Genomic DNA, 23009 nt, shown 5'->3' on the forward strand with positions numbered 1-23009 from the left:
CTACTCAAGAATCAATGATCACTCACGGTGATAAGGATGGTTGGTGGTGATGCTCCACGCCCTGTACAGACTCTCCGCGACCAGAACCCGAACAAGAGGGTGAGGAAGGGTTAACGCAGAGAGTGACCAGCTTTGTTCCGCTGCCGCTTTACAGGCAGGGGAGAGACCTTCCGGCCCGCCAATCAATAGACTGACGTCACGACCGTCCAGTTTCCAGCGTTCCAGTTCAGTCGCCAGCTGCGGCGTGTCCCAGGGTTTACCAGGGATATCAAGGGTGACGATGCGGTTTTTGCCTGCGGCAGCCAGCATCTGCTCACCCTCTTTGTCGAGAATGCGTTTAATATCCGCGTTCTTGCCGCGTTTCCCTGCCGGGATTTCGATCAGCTCAAAGGGCATATCTTTCGGAAACCGACGGAGATACTCCGTAAACCCGGTTTGCACCCAGTCAGGCATCTTCGTACCCACAGCGACAAGTTGCAGCTTCACGCATTAACTCCAGAGTTTTTCCAGTTCATACAGGCGACGGCTTTCTTCCTGCATCACGTGGACAATCACATCACCGAGGTCAACGACGATCCAGTCTGCAACGTTCTCGCCTTCTACGCCGAGCGGCAGCAGGCCAGCTGTGCGGGACTCCTGAACAACGTGGTCTGCGATAGACATTACATGACGGCTGGACGTGCCGGTGCAGATAATCATGCAATCAGTGATGCTGGATTTGCCCTGAACGTCTAAGGCGATGATGTCTTGACCTTTCAGGTCATCAATTTTGTCGATTACAAAATCCTGAAGTGCTTTACCCTGCAAGTGTTCCCCCTGGGTGAAAAGAGTTAAAAACGTCTGTTAGTATACCTGAACCAGAGGCGATATCGGGACAAATGTCTCCGAAAGCGCTTTTGAAGTGCGCTATCATCCCACCCCACGCCGCAGAATGCATCGCCATTTTTGTAAAACAATTTCTGCAAAGCTCTGAAGGGCGGGAAAAGTCAGGTTGCGGAGAATAACAGCCTGTCATGGGGTGTCAATGGGAGAGAAGCCCTTCGGCAGAAAAAACAGGGCTTTCACTCCCCGTCGTGCCATACAGCCCGGCTGTTGAGCACTTTAAGAACCGCAAAATCGTCGCAAAAATCAATTGCGCTCCAGCAACCTTGTTCGACGCGAAAATGCCACATTGCTGTAGCCGGCATGGACAGCAGACGGGCGATCAACACGCTCAGAACACCCTGATGGCTCACCACCAGTAGGTTTTGGCACGTTTTGTAATCAGCGAGCTGAGCAATAAAGCGTTCCACGCGCAGGGAAAACGCCTGAAAACCTTCACCATTGGTTGGCGTCGCATTCTGCCAGTCGTTACACCACACGGCGTAGTTTTCGGCGTCTTCTCGCGCCAGATCGCGATGATGGCGCATTTCCCAGTCACCAAAAAACATCTCATTGAGCTCAGGCATGTTGCGCACAGGAACCTCGCGATCGCCTAAGATCAACTGCGTTGTATGGCGGGCACGTTCCAACTCGCTGCACAGAACGTTGTCGACAGGCACATTGCGTAACAGCGTACCCAGTGTTTGCGCCTGAGCGATACCCCGTTCCGTTAGCGGTGTGGGGGCGTGGCCGCTGTATAAACCAGCGACATTGGCTTCAGTTTCTCCATGACGTACTAACCAGAGTCTCATTTTTTCCTCTTGAGGTTATTCGCACAAAACATGATGTTTGCCCTGATTGCGCAGAGATTTTTCACTAAAATACCTTTTTTTGCGTGGAGCGGCACGATGTCTTTATTGAAGAGCGCGCATGGTGGCAATACCCGAGAAGCCGCCGAACTGTTGGGCATCTCGCCTGAACAATTGTTGGATTTTAGCGCGAATATTAATCCGCTGGGTATGCCGGCAAGTTTAAAACGCGCGATCGTCGACAACCTGGACTGCGCGGAGCGTTACCCGGATGTTGATTACGCTAAATTGCATGCGGCGCTGGCGGAGCATCATCAGATTCCTGCCTCATGGATACTTGCCGGAAACGGCGAGACTGAGTCGATTTTCACTTTGGTGCAAGGACTTAAACCACGTCATGCGATGATCGTGACGCCCGGGTTTGCTGAATATCGTCGGGCGCTGCAATGGGGAGACTGTACGATCCATGAGTTTGCGCTGCGCGAAGACGATGGCTGGCAGCTTACCGATGCAATCCTCGATACGTTAACCTCAGAGCTGGACTGCCTGTTTCTCTGTACGCCCAACAATCCCACTGGCTTGCTGCCCGATAACCGCCTGCTGCGCGAAATAGCCGCGCGTTGTGAGTTGCTTGGGATCAATCTGATCCTTGATGAAGCGTTTATCGATTTTATTGCCGGGGAGCAGGGGTTTATTCCGCTGCTTCGGGATAACCCGCATATTTGGGTGCTGCGCTCGCTAACCAAGTTCTATGCGATACCGGGGCTGCGGTTAGGGTATCTGGTCAACAGTAATGAACAGGCTGTTGCACAGATGCGCCGTCGACAAATGCCGTGGTCAATTAACGCATTTGCTGCACTGGCAGGCGAGATTATTTTACACGACAGCGCATATCAGCAGGCAACATGGAAGTGGCTGGAGCAAGAGGGCGCGAGGTTTGATCGGCAGTTGAAAGAACTGCCCGGCCTGACGGTGTATCCTGGCAGGGCAAATTATCGCTTATTGCGCTGCGATCGGGCGGATTTTGATCTGCAACGCGCAATGCTGGAACAACATGTCTTGATTCGCAGTTGTGCTAATTATCCGGGGCTGGATGCGCGCTATTATCGGGTAGCCGTTCGCAGCCAGGAAGAGAATAACCGCCTGTTGGCGGCTCTACGCAAGGTGCTTAGCGGTACAACCCCTGCTGATTGATATAGTCAAGCACTGCTGCTGGCATCAGGTCGTCGCACGGCTCGCCTTTTTCCAGACGCTCACGGATGAGCGTGGCGGAGATGTTAAACCACGGCGTTTCAGCCAGATAAATTTTCCCGCAAGGCAAGTTGTGCAGGTCATCTGGCGAATGGGTCAGATGATCCTCCAGCCACTGCTGGTGCTTTTCCTGCGCCATTTCGAGCGGATAGCCCGGACGTCGGCAGACAATGAGGTGGGTGTTACCCAGAATCGTGTCGTAGTCATGCCAGGACGGAAAGGTAAGCAGTGAGTCCTGGCCAATAATAAACGCTAATGGCACGTCCGGTCCTTGCTCCTCGCGCCACTCTTTGAGCGTTTGCGCGGTGTAGGAGGCGGTATCGCGTTTCAGTTCGCGTTCATCAAGGGAGAACAGCGGCTTATCGGCAATGGCCAGTTCAACCATGCGTTGACGTTGTTCGCCGGACGCTTCGGGTTGCGCACGATGCGGCGGCACATTATTGGGCATGATAATAACCCGGGAAAGGCCAATCAGATTCGCCAGAATTTCAACCGGTTTAAGATGACCATAATGTACCGGATCAAAGGTGCCACCGAACAGAGCCTGCAATGATTTCATATCAACCATCAATAAAAACATCGGCCAGCGATTTATGGCAGAGCAACAGGGAAAGCCCCTCAAGTTCCGCCCACACTGACTGACCATAGTCTTGTTTAAGCGTAATTTCAGTACGCGTTAACAGCGTTACAGCCTGACGCAACTGCGCAGGATTCAGCCGGTTTAGCGCGTCTCCCATCATACCCCGGCGATTTTGCCACACCCGGTGTTTATCAAACAACGTGCGCAAAGGCGTATGGGCCGACTGCCGTTTTAAGTTGACCAACAGCAGTAATTCACGCTGTATCGTGCGCAGCAAAATAACCGGCTCACTGCCTTCCAGGCGTAACTGTTGCAGAATGTGCAGCGCGCGTTTGCTTTTGCCCATCAGCAGCGCATCCACCCAATGGAACGGGGTAAAGTGCGCGGCATCGTTAACGGCTTTCTCCACGCGAGGCAGCGTTAGTTTGCCATCAGGCCAAAGCAATGCTAGCCGTTCCAGCGCTTGCGCCAGTGCTAACAGATTACCTTCATAGCAATAGCACAACAGCTGATTGGCTGCGTCATCCAGTTGTAGATTGTTAAGCTTCGCTCTGGCGGCGACCCAACGAGGAAGCTGTGCTTGCTCCGGCGTCTGGCAGCTTACCTGCACCGCATTATTGGCAAGTCCGGTATACCATGCGGCATTTTCCTGCGCTTTAGTCAGTTTGTTGCCGCGAACAATCAGCAGCAGGTCGTCATGTAGCAGTGTGACGAGTGAAGCGAGCTGTTCGTTAATGGCGGCATTGGGGCCATTTTCTGGCAACTGCAGGAGCAGGGTTTGACGGCTGGCAAACAGGCTCATCGCCTGGCAGAGTGAAAAAATCTCTCCCCAGTCGGTGCTGTTGTCCAGGGTGAAAGCGTGGTGTTCTTCGAATCCTTGCGTTGCTGCTGCCTGACGGATAGCGTCCTGGCTTTCCTGCAATAAGAGAGGATCGTTACCTAAGAGCAAATACGCCGCGCGCAGCCCTTCATTGAGCTGTGCGCGGAGTTGTTCAGGGTACAACTTGAGCATCAGTTACCCAGCGTGGTGGAAACACGCGCCGGAGATGATGCAGGCTCTGCGGCTTTTGTCGCCGCTGGCTTAGCATCATCATCAGCATTGGATGACAGAGTATCGGCCAGATGTACGCTTGGCAGCTTACGAATTAACTGTTCAGCCGCTTTGTCATACATCTCTTTGATGATCATGTCCTGCTCGTTATCCTTCGCCAGTGCAGCCTGTGGGTTGTCAAAGAACGAACGATAAACTTTGGCGCTGATTGGATAAATATCATGACCTGGGATCAGCACGGATGCACTCACGGACATCACCATCTGGTATTCAGCCGTTTGACCGTTCTGGAATACCGACGCCGTATCCTGCGAAATGCTGACCGCGCCCAGACGTAAGGACGTCACATCTTTACGCATTGAGCCGTCTTCAAGCAGCGTAACGCCGTTCAGACGCAGCTGATTACGAACCGCGCGGCTTAATGGGCCGTTCGGATCACCAGAGTTCAGGATCATGGTTTTCATTGAGGGTGGGACCTGCGTAGTATTACGCAGATGCCAGCCACACCCGGCGGTGACAAGCACCGCCAGAGATAACAACAATGTTGTCAGAAGTCGCACGCTTCCTCCCGCGCTTAGCCAACGACCAGATTGAGGAGTTTACCCGGTACATAAATCACTTTACGTACGGTAACGCCATCAAGATATTTTGCCACCAGATGCTCCTGGCCAGCACGTTCACGAACCTGTTCTTCTGTCGCATTTACCGGAACGGTAATTTTGCCACGGACCTTACCGTTCACCTGAACTACAACCAGCGTCGAGTCTTCAACCATTGCGGCTTCGTCCGCCACCGGCCACGGTGCGTTGTCGATATCGCCTTCGCCTTTCAGTGCTTCCCACATCGTGAAACAAACATGTGGGGTGAACGGGTTCAGCATGCGAACGACGGCCAGTAACGCTTCCTGCATCAGGGCTCTGTCTTGTTCGTCTTCCTGCGGTGCTTTCGCCAGCTTGTTCATCAGCTCCATAATCGCCGCAATTGCGGTGTTAAAGGTCTGACGACGACCGATATCATCGGTAACTTTAGCAATGGTTTTATGTACGTCGCGACGCAGCGCTTTTTGGTCTTCGCTCAACGCATCAACGTTCAGGGCAGCTACATCGCCTTTGGAAGTATGTTCGTAAACCAGCTTCCATACACGTTTCAGGAAGCGGTTCGCCCCTTCAACGCCGGATTCCTGCCATTCCAGCGTCATATCAGCCGGAGAAGCGAACATCATGAACAGACGTACCGTGTCAGCGCCGTAACGTTCAACCATCACCTGCGGGTCGATACCGTTATTTTTCGACTTGGACATTTTGCTCATGCCGGTATAGACCAGTTCATGGCCTTCTGCGTCCTGAGCTTTGACGATACGACCTTTTTCGTCGCGCTCAACGATGGCATCAACCGGAGAAACCCAGTTACGCTCGCCGTTTGCACCAACGTAATAGAACGCATCAGCCAGCACCATACCCTGGCACAGCAGCTGTTTGGCCGGTTCGTCAGAGTTGACCATGCCCGCATCGCGCATCAGCTTGTGGAAGAAGCGGAAGTAGAGCAGGTGCATGATGGCGTGTTCAATACCACCAATGTAGATATCAACTGGCAGCCAGTAGTTTGCAGCTTCTGGATCCAGCATCCCTTCGTTGTACTGCGGGCAGGTGTAGCGCGCGTAGTACCAGGAGGATTCCATAAAGGTATCGAAGGTGTCGGTTTCGCGCAGCGCAGGCATGCCGTTAACGGTGGTTTTTGCCCACTCCGGATCGGCTTTGATTGGGCTGGTGATGCCGTCCATAACCACGTCTTCCGGAAGAATAACCGGCAACTGATCTTCTGGCGTCGGCAGTACGGTACCGTCTTCCAACGTCACCATCGGAATTGGCGCACCCCAGTAACGCTGACGGGAAACACCCCAGTCACGCAGACGGTAGTTCACTTTACGCTCACCCACGCCTTTGGCTACCAGCTTGTCAGCAATGGCGTTGAAGGCAGCTTCGAAGTCGAGGCCGTCAAACTCGCCGGAGTTAAACAGCACGCCTTTTTCGGTCAGAGCTTGTTCGGACAGATCCGGCTCTGCGCCTTCAGCGGTCAGAATTACTGGCTTGATGGTCAGGCCATATTTTGTCGCAAACTCGTAATCGCGCTGATCGTGGCCCGGAACGGCCATGACTGCGCCCGTACCGTATTCCATCAGGACGAAGTTTGCTGCCCAAACGGGGATTTCTTCGCCAGTCAGCGGGTGAACAGCTTTAAAGCCCGTGTCGACGCCTCTCTTCTCCATGGTTGCCATTTCGGCTTCAGCAACCTTGGTGTTGCGGCATTCGTCAATGAAGGCGGCCAGTTCTGGGTTATTTGCAGCAGCTTTCTGCGCCAGCGGGTGACCTGCGGCAACGGCCAGATAGGTCGCACCCATAAAGGTGTCCGGGCGGGTGGTGTAAACGGTCAGCGTGTTGTCGTAACCGTTCACATCGAAGGTGATTTCCACGCCTTCAGAACGGCCAATCCAGTTGCGCTGCATCGTTTTCACGGTGTCAGGCCAGTGATCCAGGTTATCCAGGTCACGCAGCAGTTCGTCAGCGTAAGCGGTAATTTTGATGAACCACTGTGGGATCTCTTTACGCTCGACTTTGGTATCGCAACGCCAGCAGCAGCCGTCGATAACCTGTTCGTTCGCCAGTACGGTCTGGTCGTTCGGGCACCAGTTGACCGCAGACGTTTTCTTGTACACCAGGCCTTTTTTGTACAGCTCGGTGAAGAATTTCTGTTCCCAACGGTAGTATTCCGGGGTGCAGGTCGCCAGCTCACGGCTCCAGTCGTAACCGAAACCCAGCATTTTGAGCTGGTTTTTCATGTATGCGATGTTGTCGTACGTCCACGGTGCTGGCGCGGTATTGTTTTTAACCGCAGCGCCTTCTGCAGGCAGACCGAACGCATCCCAGCCAATTGGCTGCAGTACGTTTTTGCCCAGCATGCGCTGGTAGCGGGCGATCACGTCACCGATGGTGTAGTTACGTACGTGGCCCATGTGTAGTCGACCAGAAGGATAGGGAAGCATAGACAGGCAGTAATACTTCTCTTTGCTCTCGTCTTCGGTAACTTCAAATGTGCGCTTCTCATCCCAGTGAAGCTGTACTTTGGATTCTATCTCTTCCGGGCGGTATTGCTCTTGCATGGCAGCCAGTGGTCCTGTTTTCAATACAGCTACAAACGTAGCTCTAGATGTGGTGTTTCAGATCCGCATAGCATAGCCCAAACGCCCGCGCCAAAACAGCCTTTCGCGCATTCAGCGTTGAATTCCCGCAAGGATAATTCTTGCACGAATTTACACACTCTGTGGACAGTCTTGCAAAGCGTAGCGTAAATAACGTCTATTATTATAGACAGTTAACGACCCAGGAGGCGAAGCGATGAACAAGGTTGCTCAATATTACCGTGAACTGGTGGCTTCACTGAGCGAACGTCTGCGTAATGGTGAACGCGATATTGATGCGTTGGTGGAGCAGGCGCGTCAACGAGTTATGCAGACCGGGGAGTTAACGCGAACCGAGGTGGAAGAGGTCACCCGGGCCGTCAGACGTGACCTGGAAGAGTTTGCTCTGAGCTATGAAGAAAGTCTTGATGAGGAGACAGACAGCGTCTTTATGCGGGTTATCAAGGAGAGTATCTGGCAGGAACTGGCCGATATTACCGATAAAACGCAGCTCGAATGGCGCGAGGTGTTCCAGGACCTCAGTCATCACGGGGTTTATCACAGCGGTGAGGTGGTCGGATTAGGTAATCTGGTCTGCGAGAAGTGCCACTTCCATTTAGCGGTTTACACCCCGGATGTGCTGCCGCTGTGTCCGAAATGCGGACACGATCAGTTCCAGCGCCGACCGTTTGAGCCGTGATGATTAGGCGTGCCAGAAGTTATTTGTAGGCCTGATAAGATGCGCCAGCATCGCCATCAGGCAATATGCCGGATGGTGGCGCAAGCGCCTTATCCGGCCTACAGTTTTACGCGTAATATCTTAAACGTTCTGCCAGCAAATCGACAAACCCTTCGCGATCCACGTCTACCATTACGGTGGCGTTTGGCTTATTGCCGCTCAGGAAGTAGTAATCCACCACGGTCATTCCCTGGGTATATTTACCCTGAGTTTCCACGCCGACCCAGCGTTCAACGGTGGTAAACAGTTCAGGTTTCAGCAGCCAGGCAATGGTGCATGGATCATGCAGTGGTGCGCCGATGAATCCCCATTTTTCATCTTTGTGATATTCAAAGAAGAAGTCGAGTAGTTCAGCCACGATCGTCGAAACAGGGTTGCCGATAGCGCGGAACCGCTCGGTATCTTCGCGATGTATTTGCGCTTTATGCGTGACGTCCAGACCAGCCATCACCACTGGAATGCCAGACTGGAATACGATTTCAGCGGCTTCAGGATCCACGAAAATATTGAACTCGGCGGCGGGCGTCCAGTTTCCGAGGCCCATCGCACCACCCATAATTACGATACGGGCGATTTTGGCGTGCAGCTCAGGATGGCTATTCAGGAGCAATGCGACGTTAGTTTGCGGCCCGGTGGAGACAATCGTCATCGGTTCCGGGCTTTCACGCAGGGTTTTCGCCATCAGTTCCACGGCGGTACAGTCTTGTGGCGCAAAAGCGGGTTCCGGCAGCGCCGGGCCATCCAGCCCACTCTCGCCGTGAACGTTATCGGCGATAATCAGATCGCGCATCAGTGGCTTCACTGCGCCACCAGCTACTGGTATATCCGTACGGTTGAGCAACGTTAACATGCGCAACACGTTACGCAGTGTTTTGTCTGGTGTCTGGTTACCGGCTGATGAGGTTATCGCTTTCACATCCAGTTCTGGTGAGGCGAGGGCGAGCACAATTGCGATAGCGTCGTCATGACCCGGATCGCAATCAAACAGGATAGGAAGTGCCATTGTTGCTCCTTGTAAGTGGGACTTTGTGACAAGGTTAACGCTGGGCTGTATGTGTTTCGAGAGGCGAAGGGATAAAGCGTGAGGTGGCGCGCACATGGAGGTGCGCGCCAGCAAGATTAGTGCAGTATTTTCGCGAGGAAGTCTTTGGCGCGGTCCGATTTCGGATTAGCGAAGAACTCTTCTTTCGGCGAGTCTTCAACAATTTTCCCTTCATCCATGAAGATCACCCGGTTCGCCACTTTACGCGCAAAGCCCATTTCGTGGGTTACCACCATCATAGTCATCCCTTCATTGGCCAGTTCAACCATAACATCCAGTACTTCGTTGATCATTTCAGGATCAAGCGCCGACGTTGGTTCGTCAAACAGCATGGCGATAGGATCCATGCACAGCGCCCGGGCGATAGCGACACGCTGTTGCTGGCCCCCTGAGAGCTGAGCTGGAAACTTCTCCGCATGTGCTGACAGACCAACGCGTTCCAGTAACTTTTGCGCTTTATCACGGGCCGGCTTTTTATCGCGCTTGAGCACTTTTACCTGCGCCAGAGTCAGGTTCTCAATGATCGACAGGTGAGGGAACAGTTCAAAGTGCTGGAACACCATACCAACGCGAGAACGCAGTTTGGCCAGATCGGTTTTTTTATCATTCACCACTGTACCATCAACGGTGATGACGCCTTGTTGTACCGGCTCCAGCCCGTTCACCGTTTTGATAAGCGTTGATTTACCGGAACCTGAAGGGCCGCAGACCACCACCACTTCCCCTTTTTTCACTTCCGTGGAGCAGTCGGTCAGCACCTGAAAGTGACCATACCATTTAGAAACATTTTTCAGGGTAATCATTAAACTGTCCTTTTCTTCAAATAGCTGACCAACAACGATGCGCTCAGACTGAATACAAAATAAACGGCGCCAGCAAACAGGATCATTTCAACCTGTGTGCCGTCACGCTCGCCAATGGTGGAGGCGGTACGGAAGAAGTCTGCCAGACTTAATACATAGACCAGCGAGGTATCCTGGAAGAGTACGATGCCCTGGGTTAGCAGCAGCGGTACCATCGCGCGGAATGCCTGCGGCAGAATAATGAGCTTCATCGACTGCCAGTGGGTCATCCCTAGCGCCAACGCGGCGCTGGATTGCCCACGAGAAATACTCTGGATACCGGCACGGATAATCTCGGAATAGTACGCGGCTTCAAACATCGAAAACGCGACCATTGCTGAGATCAGGCGAATATCGGTTTTTGGCGACAGACCCAGTACGTTTTGCAGGAAGCCGGGCACAATCAGGTAGAACCACAGCAGCACCATGACCAGCGGAATAGAACGAAATACGTTGACGTAGCCTTTCGCAAACCAGGCTATCGGCGCGAAGCTGGACAGACGCATGACGGCCAGGATAGTTCCCCATACGATACCAATGACGACCGCCGTGACGGTAATTTTCAGCGTGATCATCAGCCCATCCAGCAGATACGGCAGGGAAGGGACAATAGAACTCCAGTCAAATTCGTACATTATTTGCCTCCCAAATTGCCAGGCAGGCGGATTTTACGTTCAACGAGATTCATCACCAGCATGATGACGGCGTTAATCAGGACGTAAGCCAGAGTGATAGCGGTAAACGATTCCCATGCGTGGGCGGAGTAATCCAGCAGTTTGCCCGCCTGTGCCGCCATATCGACCAGGCCGATGGTGGAGGCGATCGCGGAGTTCTTCACCAGGTTCATCATCTCTGAGGTCATTGGCGGAACAATCACGCGGTATGCGTTTGGCAGCAGAACATAACGATAAGCCTGAGGCAACGTCAGCCCCATCGCCAGTGCGGCGTTTTTCTGCCCACGAGGCAGAGACTGAATAGCGGCGCGAACCTGTTCGCAGACGCGCGCGGCGGTAAACAGCCCCAGACAAAGCATCGATGAAAGGAAGAACTGGATGTTGGGATCCAACTCAGCCTTGAACCACATCCCAATGTTTTCCGGCAGCAGTTCAGGAATAACCAGATACCAGGTAAAAAACTGGACGATGAGCGGAACGTTACGAAACAGCTCAACGTACAGCGTGCCGATCCCAGAAAGGAAACGATTTGGAACGGTACGTAAGATGCCGAATAAAGAGCCTATGAGGAAAGCGATAATCCATGCGGCGATGGATAACGCGACAGTGACCTGGAAACCACTCCAGAGCCAGCCGAGATAGGTGGTGTTGCCGAACGGGGCTTGTTGTAAAAAAATACCCCAGTTCCAGTCTATAGACATAAATCTACTCCAGAAAAAAAAGGGTAGCAGCGCTACCCTCGAAGATTGTTATTCGGCGTTTTGCGGTTTTCAGGCCTGATGGGGAACGACCATCAGGCTTATAGTCTGTCCGTGCCGAGTAACAATCGAGAGGGAGGGGAAGCCTCCCATTTATTTTAGTTAGTTAAGCGCTTTATCATTTGGTTCTTTGAACAGAGCTTTCATCTCGTCTGACAGTTCGAAATTCATGTTCAGGTTCTTCGGCGGAATTGGATTTTTAAACCACTTATCAAACCATTTCTCAGCTTCGCCTGAGGTTTGCGCCTTGGCGATAGTGTCGTCCATCAGCTTTTTGAACTCAGGATCATCTTTGCGCAACATACAGCCGTAGGCTTCCTGAGACTGTGGCTTGCCGACGATCTCCCAGTTGTCTGGTTTCTTCGCTTTCGCGCGCTCGCCAGCCAGCAGGGCGTCATCCATCATAAAGGCAACGGCACGACCGCTTTCCAGAGTACGGAAAGAGTCACCGTGGTCTTTCGCGCTGATGATGCGCATATCCATTTTTTGTTCTTCATTCAGCTTGTGCAGCAGAACTTCGGAGGTGGTACCCGAAGTCACGACTACGGCTTTACCTTTCAGATCGGCGAAATCTTTGACGTCGCCGCCTTTTTTCGCCAGCAGACGGGTGCCGACAACGAAAATGGTGTCAGAGAAAGCGGCTTGTTTTTGGCGCTCGACGTTGTTGGTGGTGGATCCACATTCAAAATCGAAGGTGCCGTTTTGCAGCAGCGGGATACGGTTTTGTGAAGTAATCGGGATCAGTTTCACCTGCAGATCAGGCTTGTTCAGCTTTTTCTTCACGGCGTCAACGATCGCGTTGGAGTAATCCTGTGAATAACCGACCACTTTTTGCTGATTATCGTAGTAAGAAAACGGTACTGATGATTCACGGTGGCCGACAACGATCACGCCATTTTTGGCGATCTTATCCAGCGTGCTGCCTGCCGCTGGTGCTGCGTCTTCTGCGTGCGCCAGACCGGCGGACATTCCCATGACCAGCATGGCAGTGGCGAGCTTACGTAATTGCATATCCAACTCCTTTATCGTCTGCGCCAGGGACGCATTGATACCCATTGTGATGTTGTTATTGTTTGCTACTAAAACGTGCAGTCTTGTATGTGTTTGTTAACATTTAGTTTGGATGAATGTAAAGAATTTGCTGTGTTATTGTTTATTTTTGCGAAGTGCGCCGCACCATTTGGGGGCAAAAATATCTTGTTGCACTTTTCAGGTGCTACCGGCGCTCAACTTTGGTGCGACCAGGTTGCACATTCAGCCAAAACAGCGTTTGCCTTGTAGAACAAAGCAATAGACGTGCCAGAATGGTCTTTTGGATGGGGGGAGTAGGCCTGATAAGCGTAGCGCCATCAGGCACGATGCTGCACAACTGCCGGATGGCGGCGTACCGCCTTATCCGGCCTGCATTTGATGGGGCACTGTTTTACTTACGACGTTGGCGCAGACTCATTACCACTGCGCCAAAGCCAAACAGCGCGGTTAGCAGCCAGAGCGGCCAGTTTCCGGTACGGGCATAAGGGGTTAAGCCCGTCGTTGGCGTCACGCTGGTGGTCAGCACCTGACGGGTAAACTGCGGGATCATCGCCTGAACTTCACCCTGCGGACCAATCACCGCCGTAATACCGTTGTTGGTGCTACGCAGCAGAGGTCGCGCCAGCTCCAGGGAACGCATACGCGCCATCTGGAAGTGCTGCCACGGGCCAATAGATTTACCAAACCATGCATCGTTAGAGATAGTCAGCAGGTAGTCCGTATCCGGGCGGAAGTTATCCCGTACCTGTTCGCCAAGAATGATTTCGTAGCAGATGGCAGCGGTCAGCTTAAAGCCGTGTGCATGCAACTGTGGCTGTACATAAGGACCGCGGCTGAACGAAGACATTGGCAGGTCAAAGAATGGCGCTAGCGGGCGCAGGATAGATTCCAGCGGGACAAACTCGCCAAACGGTACCAGATGGTTTTTGTTGTAGCGGTTGCTGGAGTCGTAGCTGTATGGGCTGTCTTTACCCAGTGTGATGATGGTGTTGTAAGTGTCGTAACGATTCTGCTTGTTCAGACGTGCGTCTACAATACCGGTAATCAGCGTGCTGTTTTTCGATTTCAGCAGGTCATCCATCATACTCAGAAAACGCTGCTGGTTAATTTCCAGGTCCGGAATAGCGGATTCTGGCCAGATGATGAGCTGTGATTTGCCCATCTCAGGCTGGGTGGCGTCGAGATAAATCTTCAGGGTGTTGAGTAACTGGCCTTCATCCCATTTGAGCGACTGCGGGATGTCACCCTGCACCATCGAGACCTGGGTGGTTTTTTCCGGCTCCAGCGTGTACCACTGAATATAACGTAGCGGGAAGGGCAGAGCGAAAAGCACCACGGCGGCAGCCAGCGGCTTCCAGTTACGCGTTACCAGCGCAAGTGCCAGCAGGCCGCTAACCATCATCAGCAGGAAGTTAATCGCTTCAACGCCCATTACCGGCGCCAGCCCTTTTAACGGGCCATCGATCTGGCTGTAGCCGAATTGCAACCACGGAAAACCGGTCAGTACCCAGCCGCGTAGAAATTCAGTGATTTGCCAGACTACCGGCGCGGCAATCGCTACGCGTATCCAGGTGGTTTTCGGCCACAGACGCGCCAAAACGCCGGCAAACAGGCCAGTGTAGAGGGAAAGGTAAGCAGCAAGCAGAACCACGAGGAAGACGTTAACAGGGCCCGGCATACCGCCAAACTGCGCGATACTGACGTAAACCCAGTTGATGCCTGAGCCAAACAGTCCCAGTCCCCAGAAATAGCCGATAGCGGCAGACTGGAGCGGACGGCGGTTGAAGGTGAGAGCCTGCAGGCCCATCAGCGAAACAATCGCAGCGGGCCAGATGTCATACGGTGAGAAAGCCAGTGTCCCGCAGGCACCGAATAATAACGCCAGCAGCAGGCGAATGCGCTGGCGTTCAATTAAAGGGGCAAATGCCATGTAGTCTTAGATCCAGTTTCGGGTTTATTCGTCCAGTTTGGGCTGGGGTGAGTCGTCCGGAATTCTGACATGAACCTGAATAATACGACGGCTGTCGGCCATTGCCACTTTGAACTGGTAACCATCAATGTCGATGGTCTCTCCGCGCGCGGGCAGATGACCGAAGGCCTGCATGACCAACCCGCCAATGGTATCCACTTCTTCATCGCTGAAATGCGTGCCGAAAGCTTCATTGAAGTCTTCAATCGGCGCCAGTGCACGAATAGTCCAGGTGTGGCGACTGAGCTGACGGAAATCAATATCGTCTTCTTCGTCGTACTCATCTTCAATTTCACCGACAATCAGTTCAAGGATGTCCTCAATGGTCACCAGACCTGAGACACCGCCAAACTCGTCGATGACGATAGCCATATGATAACGCTGGGAGCGGAACTCTTTCAGCATGCGGTCAACCCGCTTGCTTTCAGGGACGACAACCGCCTGGCGTAACACTTTCTCCATGCTGAAGGCTTCGGCATCGCTACGCATAAACGGCAGCAGATCTTTGGCCATCAGAATCCCTTCAATGTGATCCTTGTCTTCGCTAATTACCGGGAAACGCGAGTGGGCAGACTCGATAATGACATCGAGGCATTCGTCCAGAGTTTGGTTGCGTTTCAGGGTAATCATCTGGGAGCGAGGGATCATGATGTCGCGAACACGCTGGTCCGCAATATCCATTACCCCTTCGAGCATATCGCGCGTATCTTCATCGATAAGGTCGTTTTGCCCGGAATCACGGATCAGCTCCAACAGTTCGTCGCGGTTTTTCGGTTCACCGTGGAAAAGTTGGCTCAGTAACAGGGAAAAAAATCCCTTTTTGCTGTTTAAGGTGTCACTACTGTGTGAATTGTCGTCGCTCATGGCGTCGTATGGGTTCTCATGTTAGTTAATACAAAGCGCGTCATGCGTTTACTCAGCTGTTGACGGCATATCTCTTCATTGTACTTCAAACCTTGTAGGCCTTATCAGGCCTACAAGATGTCGAAATGCTTACTCTTTCTCGGCAATGTACGGATCCTCATAGCCCAGAGCAAGCATAATCTCTGTTTCGAGGGATTCCATCTCTTCCGCTTCATCGTCTTCAATATGGTCGTAGCCGAGTAAATGCAGGCTACCGTGCACCACCATGTGCGCCCAGTGGGCTTCAAGCGGTTTGCCTTGCTCCTGCGCTTCTTTCTCAACCACCTGACGGCAGATGATCAAATCGCCCAGCAGCGGCATCTCAATGCCCGGCGGGGCTTCAAAAGGGAAAGAGAGCACGTTGGTGGATTTATCCTTCCCGCGATAGGTCAGGTTCAGGTCGTGGCTTTCCGCGTCATCGACCAGACGAATCGTCACTTCAGACTCTTCCTGAAATTGGGGGATCACCGCATCCAGCCAGCCCTGAAACTGACTTTCTGTTGGCAAACCGGATTCGTCTTCACATGCCAGCTGTAAATCGAGGATAACCTGACTCATTTTTGTTCCTGCTCCTGAGCTTCGCGCTTGCGTTCTGCAGCCTGCTCGGCTTTGCGTTTCTGTTCTGCTTCTTCCCAGGCTTCATACGCCGTGACGATACGGGCGACCACCGGGTGGCGCACCACGTCTTCGCTATGGAAGAAATTAAAACTAATTTCGTCGACTTCAGCCAGCACTTCAATGGCATGACGCAGACCGGATTTGGTGCTTCGCGGCAGGTCAATCTGGGTGATATCGCCAGTGATGACCGCTTTGGAGTTAAAGCCGATACGGGTCAGGAACATTTTCATCTGTTCGATGGTGGTGTTCTGGCTTTCATCAAGAATGATGAACGCATCGTTCAACGTACGACCGCGCATATAGGCCAGTGGCGCAACTTCAATGACGTTACGCTCAATCAGCTTTTCAACCTTTTCAAAGCCGAGCATTTCGAACAGCGCGTCATACAGCGGTCGTAAATACGGATCGACTTTCTGGCTGAGATCTCCTGGCAGGAATCCCAGTTTTTCGCCCGCTTCCACTGCCGGACGGGTCAGCAGAATGCGACGGATCTCCTGACGCTCAAGCGCATCAACCGCAGCGGCAACCGCGAGATACGTTTTACCCGTACCCGCAGGGCCAACGCCAAATGTGATGTCGTGGTCGAGGATATTCGCAATGTACTGTGCCTGGTTCGGCGTGCGCGGCTTAATTACTCCACGCTTGGTTTTGATGTTCACCGCTTTGCCAAATTCAGGCACGCTGTCTGCGCTTTGCTCAAGCACACGCGCTTCTTTGATCGCCAGATGAATTTGTTCAGGCTCGATGTCCTGCGTCTGACCGCGCATTGGGGCGGTATCGACGTACAGGCTACGTAAAATATCTGCCGCAGCGGTGACGCAAATTGGACGACCGGTCAGTTTAAAGTGGTTATCACGGCGGTTAATTTCGATGCCGAGGCGACGTTCCAGCTGTTTGATGTTGTCATCAAATGGGCCGCAAAGGCTCAACAGGCGGGCGTTGTCTGCGGGTTCAAGGGTGATTTCGCGAGTGTCTATGTTCAAACTGTTCCTCTTATGCATGTCTCGCCGGACGCTGAACATTTACCGGCATCTAAGGAAATTATTCACGCCATGGGGGAAAGGCGCAAGCATTGCAGCAAATATGGGGATGATAGGGCAGATTACAAGACCCGCCGGGACAGCGAGCCCAGGATTGTAGGCCCGATAAGTGTAGCGGTATCGGGCCTTTTTTACGTTTTTCAGCAGGATTAAGGCTGATAAATACCGACGCCCAGATCGTTTTCTTTGCGGGTACGCGCAATGACCGATTCAGGGGATTCTGCGATACGCAGACCCATTTCGTCCTCGGTACGCACCACTTTACCGCGCAGGGAGTTAGTCCAGACATCGGTAATTTCTACGTCTACGAACTTACCGACCATATCCGGGTTGCCTTCAAAGTTCACCACACGGTTATTTTCGGTACGGCCTGACAGTTCCATGATGCTCTTACGCGATGTGCCTTCAACCAGAATGCGCTGGGTCGTGCCGACCATACGGCGGCTCCAGGCCATAGCTTGCTGGTTGATACGCTCCTGTAGAATGTACAGACGCTGTTTCTTCTCTTCTTCCGGTACGTCGTCAACCATATCGGCGGCAGGGGTGCCAGGACGCGCAGAGAAAATAAAGCTGTAGCTCATGTCAAAATTGACGTCAGCAATCAGCTTCATGGTCTGCTCGAAATCCTGCGTGGTTTCACCCGGGAAGCCAACGATGAAGTCGGAGCTAATCTGGATATCTGGACGTGCAGCGCGCAGTTTGCGGATGATCGCTTTGTATTCCAGCGCGGTATGGGTACGCCCCATCAGGTTCAGTACGCGGTCTGAACCGCTCTGTACCGGCAGATGCAGGAAGCTCACCAACTCTGGCGTATCGCGATAAACTTCAACGATATCATCGGTGAATTCGATCGGATGGCTGGTGGTGAAGCGGATACGATCAATACCGTCGATCGCTGCGACCAGACGTAACAGATCGGCAAAAGATCCGATCGTGCCGTCGTAGTTCTCACCACGCCAGGCGTTCACGTTTTGCCCCAGCAGGTTCACTTCGCGCACGCCTTGGGCTGCAAGCTGGGCGATTTCAAACAGAATATCATCCGCCGGACGGCTGACTTCCTCACCGCGGGTGTAGGGCACCACGCAGTAAGTACAATATTTATTACAACCTTCCATGATAGACACAAACGCGCTTGGACCTTCAGCACGCGGTTCCGGCAGGCGGTCGAACTTTTCGATCTCCGGGAAACTGATATCAACCACCGGGCTACGGGTCGTGCTTCCACGCACTTTGTTGATCATTTCCGGCAGGCGGTGCAGAGTTTGCGGCCCAAAAATAATATCGACGTAATGCGCGCGCTGGCGAATATGATCGCCTTCCTGAGACGCAACACAGCCACCGACCCCAATGATGAGCTTGGGATTTTTCTCTTTTAACAGTTTCCAGCGGCCCAGTTGATGGAACACTTTTTCCTGAGCCTTCTCACGGATTGAGCAGGTATTCAGCAGCAGCACATCCGCTTCTTCCGCCACGTCAGTCAGTTGATACCCATGAGTGGCATCCAGCAGATCGGCCATCTTCGATGAATCGTATTCGTTCATCTGACAGCCCCAGGTTTTAATATGGAGTTTTTTGGTCATCGACTTGCTCTTGCGAAATTGTGGCTGAAATGCAGGGCGCATAGTGTACTGCTTTGGCGCGGTTGTGACCAGTATGACGGATGTCAGCCTCAAGGGGTAAAAAATCCTGTAAACTTACACAATACATGTAACTGGATAATTGACCATGACAAATCAACCAACGGAAATTGCCATTGTCGGCGGGGGGATGGTCGGCGGCGCGCTGGCGCTTGGACTGGCGCAGCATGGATTTACGGTAACGGTCATTGAGCATGCCGTTCCCGCGCCGTTTGTGGCTGACGGACAGCCTGATGTCAGAATTTCTGCCATTAGTTCCGCATCGGTGTCGTTGCTAAAAGGGCTGGGCGTCTGGGATTCGGTGCAGGGGATGCGCAACCATCCTTATCGTCGACTGGAAACGTGGGAGTGGGAAAATGCCCATGTGATGTTTGATGCCGCCGAGCTAAAGCTGCCTCTGTTGGGCTATATGGTGGAAAACACGGTCCTGCAACAGGCGCTCTGGCAGGCGCTGGAAGCTCACCCCAAAGTCACGCTGCGCGTACCGACGTCCCTGATTTCTTTGCATCAACATAACGATCGACATGAGCTTGAGCTGGCAGGCGGCGAAACCATCAGCGCGAAGCTGGTCATCGGCGCCGATGGTGCCAACTCTCAGGTGCGAAAAATGGCCGGGATTGGTATCCATGCCTGGCAGTACGCGCAGTCCTGTATGTTGATAACCGTGCAATGCGAAAATTCACCGGGAGACAGCACCTGGCAGCAATTTACGCCTGACGGCCCGCGCGCGTTTTTACCGCTGTTTGATAACTGGGCCTCGTTGGTGTGGTACGACTCACCGGCTCGCATCCGCCAATTGCAAGCGCTGAATATGCCGCAATTGCAGACGGAGATTGCTAAACATTTTCCATCGCGACTCGGTAAGGTGATGCCAGTGGCTGCGGGGGCGTTCCCGCTTACGCGTCGTCATGCGCTGCAATATGTGCAACCGGGGCTGGCGCTGGTAGGTGATGCCGCGCATACCATTCATCCGCTGGCGGGGCAGGGCGTTAATCTGGGCTTTCGTGATGTCGATGCGTTAATTGATGTGCTGGTGAACGCGCGCAGCTACGGTGAATCCTGGGCCAGTCAGCCGGTGCTCAAGCGCTATCAGAATCGCCGTATGACTGACAATTTCATCATGCAAAGCGGTATGGATCTGTTCTATGCCGGATTCAGCAATAACCTGCAGCCGCTGCGCATCATGCGTAATCTCGGGCTCATGGCCGCAGAGCGCGCTGGCGTACTGAAACGTCAGGCACTGAAGTATGCGTTAGGGTTGTAATTCAGGCAGGCCTACGGGGAAAATACGTAGGCCTGATAAGCGGAGCGCCATCAGGCGATAATTGCAGAAAAGCAAAAAGCTCGCCGAAGCGAGCTTTTTTAATATGGCTGGGGTACGAGGATTCGAACCTCGGAATGCTGGTATCAGAAACCAGAGCCTTACCGCTTGGCGATACCCCAACGGGTGCACCCACAGAGTGGACGACTTTTTGAAATTGGCTGGGGTACGAGGATTCGAACCTCGGAATGCTGGTATCAGAAACCAGAGCCTTACCGCTTGGCGATACCCCAACAATTTTTTGGATTTACCGAACGAGTCGATACGTCCTTAATATGGTGGCTACGACGGGATTCGAACCTGTGACCCCATCATTATGAGTGATGTGCTCTAACCAGCTGAGCTACGTAGCCAAATACTAACATTTTCTTCGATGGCTGGGGTACCTGGATTCGAACCAGGGAATGCCGGTATCAAAAACCGGTGCCTTACCGCTTGGCGATACCCCAATGACCGTTGCGGTGAACCGCTATATCGAAGAAAAAATGGCTGGGGTACCTGGATTCGAACCAGGGAATGCCGGTATCAAAAACCGGTGCCTTACCGCTTGGCGATACCCCATCCGTGCAACGCTTACGGGTGAATGGTGCGGGAGGCGAGACTTGAACTCGCACACCTTGCGGCGCCAGAACCTAAATCTGGTGCGTCTACCAATTTCGCCACTCCCGCAAAAAAGATGGTGGCTACGACGGGATTCGAACCTGTGACCCCATCATTATGAGTGATGTGCTCTAACCAGCTGAGCTACGTAGCCATCTTTTTTTCGCGTAACCTTATCGGCGTTGCGGGGCGCATTATGCGTATTGAGCCTTGAAGCGTCAACCCCTTTTTCATTGAAAATAGCTGGAATGTGACTGTTTGGTTAGGTTGCGAACAGCATGACGCAATATTCGGCAATTATTAGTTATTAATTGTTTTTTTGCACAGAAAACAAACATAAAAAAAGAGCCCCGCAGGGCTCTTATCTAAGGATTAACTTATTTATAAGCGGACTGGTGTACGCCAACGGCACGGCCAGATGGATCGTTCATGGTTTTAAACGCCTCATCCCATTCGATCGCCTTGGCAGAAGAACAGGCAACCGACGGCCCGCCAGGCACGCATTCGGCAGCGCTTGCTACCGGGAACAACTCTTCGAAAATCTCACGGTACAAATACGCTTCTTTTGACGATGGCGTGTTGTACGGGAAACGGAAGCTGGCGGTTTCCAGTTGTTGGTCTGAAACTTGTTCTGCAGCCACCTCTTTCAGCGTGTCAATCCAGCTGTAACCGACACCGTCAGAGAACTGCTCTTTCTGACGCCATGCGACGCTTGCCGGCAGGTAGGACTCAAAACATTCGCGCAGAACGTGTTTTTCCATTTTGCCGTTGCCGCACATTTTGTCCTGTGGGTTGATGCGCATCGCCACATCAAGGAATTTCTTATCCAGGAAGGGCACGCGAGCTTCTACACCCCAGGCCGACATGGCTTTGTTGGCACGGGCGCAGTCGAACATATGCAGCGCTTGCAGCTTGCGCACGGTTTCTTCGTGCAGTTCTTTTGCATCTGGCGCTTTGTGGAAATAGAGATAGCCGCCAAACACTTCGTCCGAACCTTCACCCGACAACACCATTTTAATACCCATCGCTTTAATTTTACGCGACATTAAGTACATTGGCGTCGAGGCGCGAATCGTCGTGACATCGTAAGTTTCGATGTGGTAAATCACGTCGCGGATCGCATCCAGACCTTCCTGCACGGTGAAGTGGATCTCATGGTGCACGGTCCCCAGATGGTTCGCCACCTCTTGCGCAGCTTTCAGATCCGGAGCGCCTTCCAGGCCGACGGCGAAGGAGTGCAGCTGTGGCCACCAGGCTTCGCTACGTTCCTGATCTTCAACACGGCGTGCCGCGTATTTTTTAGTTATCGCGGAAATGACGGATGAATCCAGACCGCCGGACAGCAGTACGCCATAAGGAACATCTGACATCAGGTGACTTTTCACCGCATCTTCCAGCGCCTGGCGCAGCTCGTTTTTATCGGTAACGTTGTCTTTGACTGCATCGTATTCAAACCAGTCGCGCTGGTAGTACTGACGAATTTCACCGTCTTTACTCCACAAATAGCTACCGGCCGGGAATTCTTTGATTGTGCGGCAGACGGGAACCAGCGCTTTCATTTCAGACGCAACGTAGAAGTTACCGTGCTCGTCGTAACCCATATACAGCGGGATGATCCCGATATGATCACGACCGATCAGGTAGGCGTCCTGCTCGCTGTCGTACAGGGCAAAAGCGAACATGCCTTGCAGGTCATCGAGGAACGCGGGTCCTTTTTCCTGATACAGCGCGAGGATAACTTCGCAGTCGGAACCGGTCTGGAACTGGTAGCGATCGCCGTATTCAGCACGTAGTGTCTGGTGGTTATAAATTTCACCGTTAACCGCCAGGATATGTGTCTTCTTCACGTTGTACAGCGGCTGAGCACCGGCATTGACGTCGACGATGGACAGACGTTCGTGCGCCAGAATGGCGTTATCACAGGCGTAAATACCTGACCAGTCCGGGCCGCGGTGGCGCATCAGACGAGACAGTTCCAGGGCCTTTTTACGCAGTTCAACTGCGTCAGTTTTAATATCGAATACGCCAAAAATAGAACACATAACCTTCTCCGTTAACCTGTTGCGTGATGCTTTTTATGTTTGCTTGATAAAGAAAATGCCGCAAA

At 52.8% G+C, this 23009-nt stretch carries 21 protein-coding genes and 7 tRNA genes; 3 read left to right on the forward strand and 25 right to left on the reverse strand.

The window, feature by feature from the left end:
- Window positions 1-18 precede the first annotated feature (18 nt).
- The 3 genes from rlmH to OGX97_RS17035 all read right to left on the reverse strand — a co-directional run bounded on the left by rlmH (window position 19) and on the right by OGX97_RS17035 (window position 1673).
- Window positions 19-486 (reverse strand): 23S rRNA (pseudouridine(1915)-N(3))-methyltransferase RlmH, encoded by a 468-nt coding sequence (rlmH, locus tag OGX97_RS17025; protein ID WP_003022725.1) that lies wholly within the window; start codon window positions 484-486, stop codon window positions 19-21.
- Window positions 487-489: 3 nt separating this feature from the next.
- Window positions 490-807 carry a ribosome silencing factor gene (gene rsfS, locus OGX97_RS17030; RefSeq protein ID WP_003022728.1) on the reverse strand — a complete coding sequence of 106 codons (318 nt, stop codon included), beginning with the start codon at window positions 805-807 and terminating at the stop codon, window positions 490-492.
- A 254-nt stretch (window positions 808-1061) separates the two neighbouring features.
- The gene (locus OGX97_RS17035) at window positions 1062-1673 is read right to left on the reverse strand and encodes an adenosylcobalamin/alpha-ribazole phosphatase (protein ID WP_048235891.1); all 612 of its coding nucleotides are present in this window, start codon (window positions 1671-1673) and stop codon (window positions 1062-1064) included.
- A 96-nt stretch (window positions 1674-1769) separates the two neighbouring features.
- On the opposite strand from OGX97_RS17035, the gene cobD reads away from it, so the two are divergent.
- The gene (cobD, locus tag OGX97_RS17040; protein ID WP_008784087.1) at window positions 1770-2864 is read left to right on the forward strand and encodes a threonine-phosphate decarboxylase CobD; all 1095 of its coding nucleotides are present in this window, start codon (window positions 1770-1772) and stop codon (window positions 2862-2864) included.
- On the opposite strand, the gene nadD is transcribed toward cobD, so the two are convergent.
- The 4 genes from nadD to leuS are packed head-to-tail and all read right to left on the reverse strand — an operon-like array spanning window position 2839 to window position 7709.
- Window positions 2839-3480, reverse strand: coding sequence for a nicotinate-nucleotide adenylyltransferase (nadD, locus tag OGX97_RS17045; protein WP_100247219.1), 642 nt, complete (start codon window positions 3478-3480; stop codon window positions 2839-2841). The genes cobD and nadD overlap by 26 nt on opposite strands.
- 1 nt (window position 3481) lies before the next feature.
- Window positions 3482-4513: a DNA polymerase III subunit delta gene (holA, locus tag OGX97_RS17050; protein WP_032942687.1), complete on the reverse strand. Its 1032-nt coding sequence runs from the start codon at window positions 4511-4513 to the stop codon at window positions 3482-3484.
- Window positions 4513-5112 (reverse strand): LPS assembly lipoprotein LptE, encoded by a 600-nt coding sequence (lptE, locus tag OGX97_RS17055; RefSeq protein ID WP_057067706.1) that lies wholly within the window; start codon window positions 5110-5112, stop codon window positions 4513-4515. The genes holA and lptE overlap by 1 nt, the downstream gene beginning before the upstream one ends.
- Window positions 5113-5126: 14 nt before the next feature.
- Entirely contained in the window at window positions 5127-7709 is a 2583-nt protein-coding gene (gene leuS, locus OGX97_RS17060; protein WP_125362501.1) for a leucine--tRNA ligase, read from the reverse strand.
- 235 nt (window positions 7710-7944) lie between these two features.
- Between leuS and OGX97_RS17065 the strand changes: the two genes are divergently transcribed.
- The gene (locus OGX97_RS17065) at window positions 7945-8427 is read left to right on the forward strand and encodes a zinc ribbon-containing protein (RefSeq protein ID WP_006685521.1); all 483 of its coding nucleotides are present in this window, start codon (window positions 7945-7947) and stop codon (window positions 8425-8427) included.
- A 106-nt stretch (window positions 8428-8533) separates the two neighbouring features.
- On the opposite strand, the gene rihA is transcribed toward OGX97_RS17065, so the two are convergent.
- The 10 genes from rihA to miaB all read right to left on the reverse strand — a co-directional run bounded on the left by rihA (window position 8534) and on the right by miaB (window position 18924).
- Complete coding sequence (gene rihA / locus OGX97_RS17070; RefSeq protein WP_048214692.1) at window positions 8534-9469, reverse strand: pyrimidine-specific ribonucleoside hydrolase RihA; 936 nt, start codon at window positions 9467-9469, stop codon at window positions 8534-8536.
- 116 nt (window positions 9470-9585) lie between these two features.
- On the reverse strand, window positions 9586-10311 hold the full coding sequence (gene gltL / locus OGX97_RS17075; RefSeq protein ID WP_003022754.1) for a glutamate/aspartate ABC transporter ATP-binding protein GltL: 726 nt from the start codon (window positions 10309-10311) through the stop codon (window positions 9586-9588).
- Entirely contained in the window at window positions 10311-10985 is a 675-nt protein-coding gene (gene gltK, locus OGX97_RS17080) for a glutamate/aspartate ABC transporter permease GltK (RefSeq protein ID WP_038638772.1), read from the reverse strand. The genes gltL and gltK overlap by 1 nt, the downstream gene beginning before the upstream one ends.
- On the reverse strand, window positions 10985-11725 hold the full coding sequence (gltJ, locus tag OGX97_RS17085; RefSeq protein ID WP_279850440.1) for a glutamate/aspartate ABC transporter permease GltJ: 741 nt from the start codon (window positions 11723-11725) through the stop codon (window positions 10985-10987). Before gltJ ends, gltK begins: the two co-directional genes overlap by 1 nt.
- Before the next feature lie 159 nt (window positions 11726-11884).
- Window positions 11885-12793 (reverse strand): glutamate/aspartate ABC transporter substrate-binding protein GltI, encoded by a 909-nt coding sequence (gene gltI / locus OGX97_RS17090; protein ID WP_003831318.1) that lies wholly within the window; start codon window positions 12791-12793, stop codon window positions 11885-11887.
- Window positions 12794-13205: 412 nt separating this feature from the next.
- Window positions 13206-14744 (reverse strand): apolipoprotein N-acyltransferase, encoded by a 1539-nt coding sequence (gene lnt, locus OGX97_RS17095; RefSeq protein ID WP_071445754.1) that lies wholly within the window; start codon window positions 14742-14744, stop codon window positions 13206-13208.
- A gap of 24 nt (window positions 14745-14768) precedes the next feature.
- Entirely contained in the window at window positions 14769-15647 is an 879-nt protein-coding gene (gene corC / locus OGX97_RS17100; protein ID WP_003022770.1) for a CNNM family magnesium/cobalt transport protein CorC, read from the reverse strand.
- Between the two features lie 129 nt (window positions 15648-15776).
- Window positions 15777-16244 carry an rRNA maturation RNase YbeY gene (ybeY, locus tag OGX97_RS17105; protein WP_003831323.1) on the reverse strand — a complete coding sequence of 156 codons (468 nt, stop codon included), beginning with the start codon at window positions 16242-16244 and terminating at the stop codon, window positions 15777-15779.
- Window positions 16241-17287 (reverse strand): PhoH family protein, encoded by a 1047-nt coding sequence (locus tag OGX97_RS17110; protein WP_003022776.1) that lies wholly within the window; start codon window positions 17285-17287, stop codon window positions 16241-16243. The genes ybeY and OGX97_RS17110 overlap by 4 nt, the downstream gene beginning before the upstream one ends.
- A gap of 206 nt (window positions 17288-17493) precedes the next feature.
- Complete coding sequence (miaB, locus tag OGX97_RS17115; protein ID WP_003831327.1) at window positions 17494-18924, reverse strand: tRNA (N6-isopentenyl adenosine(37)-C2)-methylthiotransferase MiaB; 1431 nt, start codon at window positions 18922-18924, stop codon at window positions 17494-17496.
- Between the two features lie 145 nt (window positions 18925-19069).
- Here miaB and ubiF point away from each other — a divergent pair, with 145 nt between their 5' ends.
- On the forward strand, window positions 19070-20245 hold the full coding sequence (gene ubiF, locus OGX97_RS17120; protein WP_279850441.1) for a 3-demethoxyubiquinol 3-hydroxylase: 1176 nt from the start codon (window positions 19070-19072) through the stop codon (window positions 20243-20245).
- A gap of 104 nt (window positions 20246-20349) precedes the next feature.
- Here ubiF and OGX97_RS17125 read toward each other — a convergent pair.
- From OGX97_RS17125 to asnB, 8 genes are all read right to left on the reverse strand, one after another.
- Window positions 20350-20424 (reverse strand) — tRNA-Gln (locus tag OGX97_RS17125).
- Window positions 20425-20460: 36 nt separating this feature from the next.
- A tRNA-Gln gene (locus OGX97_RS17130) sits at window positions 20461-20535 on the reverse strand.
- 43 nt (window positions 20536-20578) lie between these two features.
- Window positions 20579-20655, reverse strand: a tRNA-Met gene (locus tag OGX97_RS17135).
- 21 nt (window positions 20656-20676) lie between these two features.
- Window positions 20677-20751: transfer RNA gene (locus OGX97_RS17140), tRNA-Gln, on the reverse strand.
- A gap of 37 nt (window positions 20752-20788) precedes the next feature.
- Window positions 20789-20863 (reverse strand) — tRNA-Gln (locus OGX97_RS17145).
- A 23-nt stretch (window positions 20864-20886) separates the two neighbouring features.
- Window positions 20887-20971 (reverse strand) — tRNA-Leu (locus OGX97_RS17150).
- An 8-nt stretch (window positions 20972-20979) separates the two neighbouring features.
- Window positions 20980-21056 (reverse strand) — tRNA-Met (locus OGX97_RS17155).
- A 223-nt stretch (window positions 21057-21279) separates the two neighbouring features.
- On the reverse strand, window positions 21280-22944 hold the full coding sequence (gene asnB / locus OGX97_RS17160) for an asparagine synthase B (RefSeq protein ID WP_008784099.1): 1665 nt from the start codon (window positions 22942-22944) through the stop codon (window positions 21280-21282).
- Between the last annotated feature and the right edge of the window lie 65 nt (window positions 22945-23009).

Source organism: Citrobacter sp. Cpo061, assembly GCF_030332845.1.
GTDB classification, from domain to species: domain Bacteria; phylum Pseudomonadota; class Gammaproteobacteria; order Enterobacterales; family Enterobacteriaceae; genus Citrobacter; species Citrobacter portucalensis.

Coding starts and splice junctions, on each gene's coding strand:
- OGX97_RS17035 (WP_048235891.1), bottom strand. CDS start 1,673: ATGAGACTCTGGTTAGTACGTCATGGAGAAACTGAAGCCAATGTCGCT.
- lnt (WP_071445754.1), bottom strand. CDS start 14,744: ATGGCATTTGCCCCTTTAATTGAACGCCAGCGCATTCGCCTGCTGCTG.
- rihA (WP_048214692.1), bottom strand. CDS start 9,469: ATGGCACTTCCTATCCTGTTTGATTGCGATCCGGGTCATGACGACGCT.
- holA (WP_032942687.1), bottom strand. CDS start 4,513: ATGCTCAAGTTGTACCCTGAACAACTCCGCGCACAGCTCAATGAAGGG.
- leuS (WP_125362501.1), bottom strand. CDS start 7,709: ATGCAAGAGCAATACCGCCCGGAAGAGATAGAATCCAAAGTACAGCTT.
- corC (WP_003022770.1), bottom strand. CDS start 15,647: ATGAGCGACGACAATTCACACAGTAGTGACACCTTAAACAGCAAAAAG.
- ybeY (WP_003831323.1), bottom strand. CDS start 16,244: ATGAGTCAGGTTATCCTCGATTTACAGCTGGCATGTGAAGACGAATCC.
- cobD (WP_008784087.1), top strand. CDS start 1,770: ATGTCTTTATTGAAGAGCGCGCATGGTGGCAATACCCGAGAAGCCGCC.
- gltK (WP_038638772.1), bottom strand. CDS start 10,985: ATGTACGAATTTGACTGGAGTTCTATTGTCCCTTCCCTGCCGTATCTG.
- miaB (WP_003831327.1), bottom strand. CDS start 18,924: ATGACCAAAAAACTCCATATTAAAACCTGGGGCTGTCAGATGAACGAA.
- asnB (WP_008784099.1), bottom strand. CDS start 22,944: ATGTGTTCTATTTTTGGCGTATTCGATATTAAAACTGACGCAGTTGAA.
- ubiF (WP_279850441.1), top strand. CDS start 19,070: ATGACAAATCAACCAACGGAAATTGCCATTGTCGGCGGGGGGATGGTC.
- gltL (WP_003022754.1), bottom strand. CDS start 10,311: ATGATTACCCTGAAAAATGTTTCTAAATGGTATGGTCACTTTCAGGTG.
- nadD (WP_100247219.1), bottom strand. CDS start 3,480: ATGAAATCATTGCAGGCTCTGTTCGGTGGCACCTTTGATCCGGTACAT.
- gltJ (WP_279850440.1), bottom strand. CDS start 11,725: ATGTCTATAGACTGGAACTGGGGTATTTTTTTACAACAAGCCCCGTTC.
- OGX97_RS17065 (WP_006685521.1), top strand. CDS start 7,945: ATGAACAAGGTTGCTCAATATTACCGTGAACTGGTGGCTTCACTGAGC.
- gltI (WP_003831318.1), bottom strand. CDS start 12,793: ATGCAATTACGTAAGCTCGCCACTGCCATGCTGGTCATGGGAATGTCC.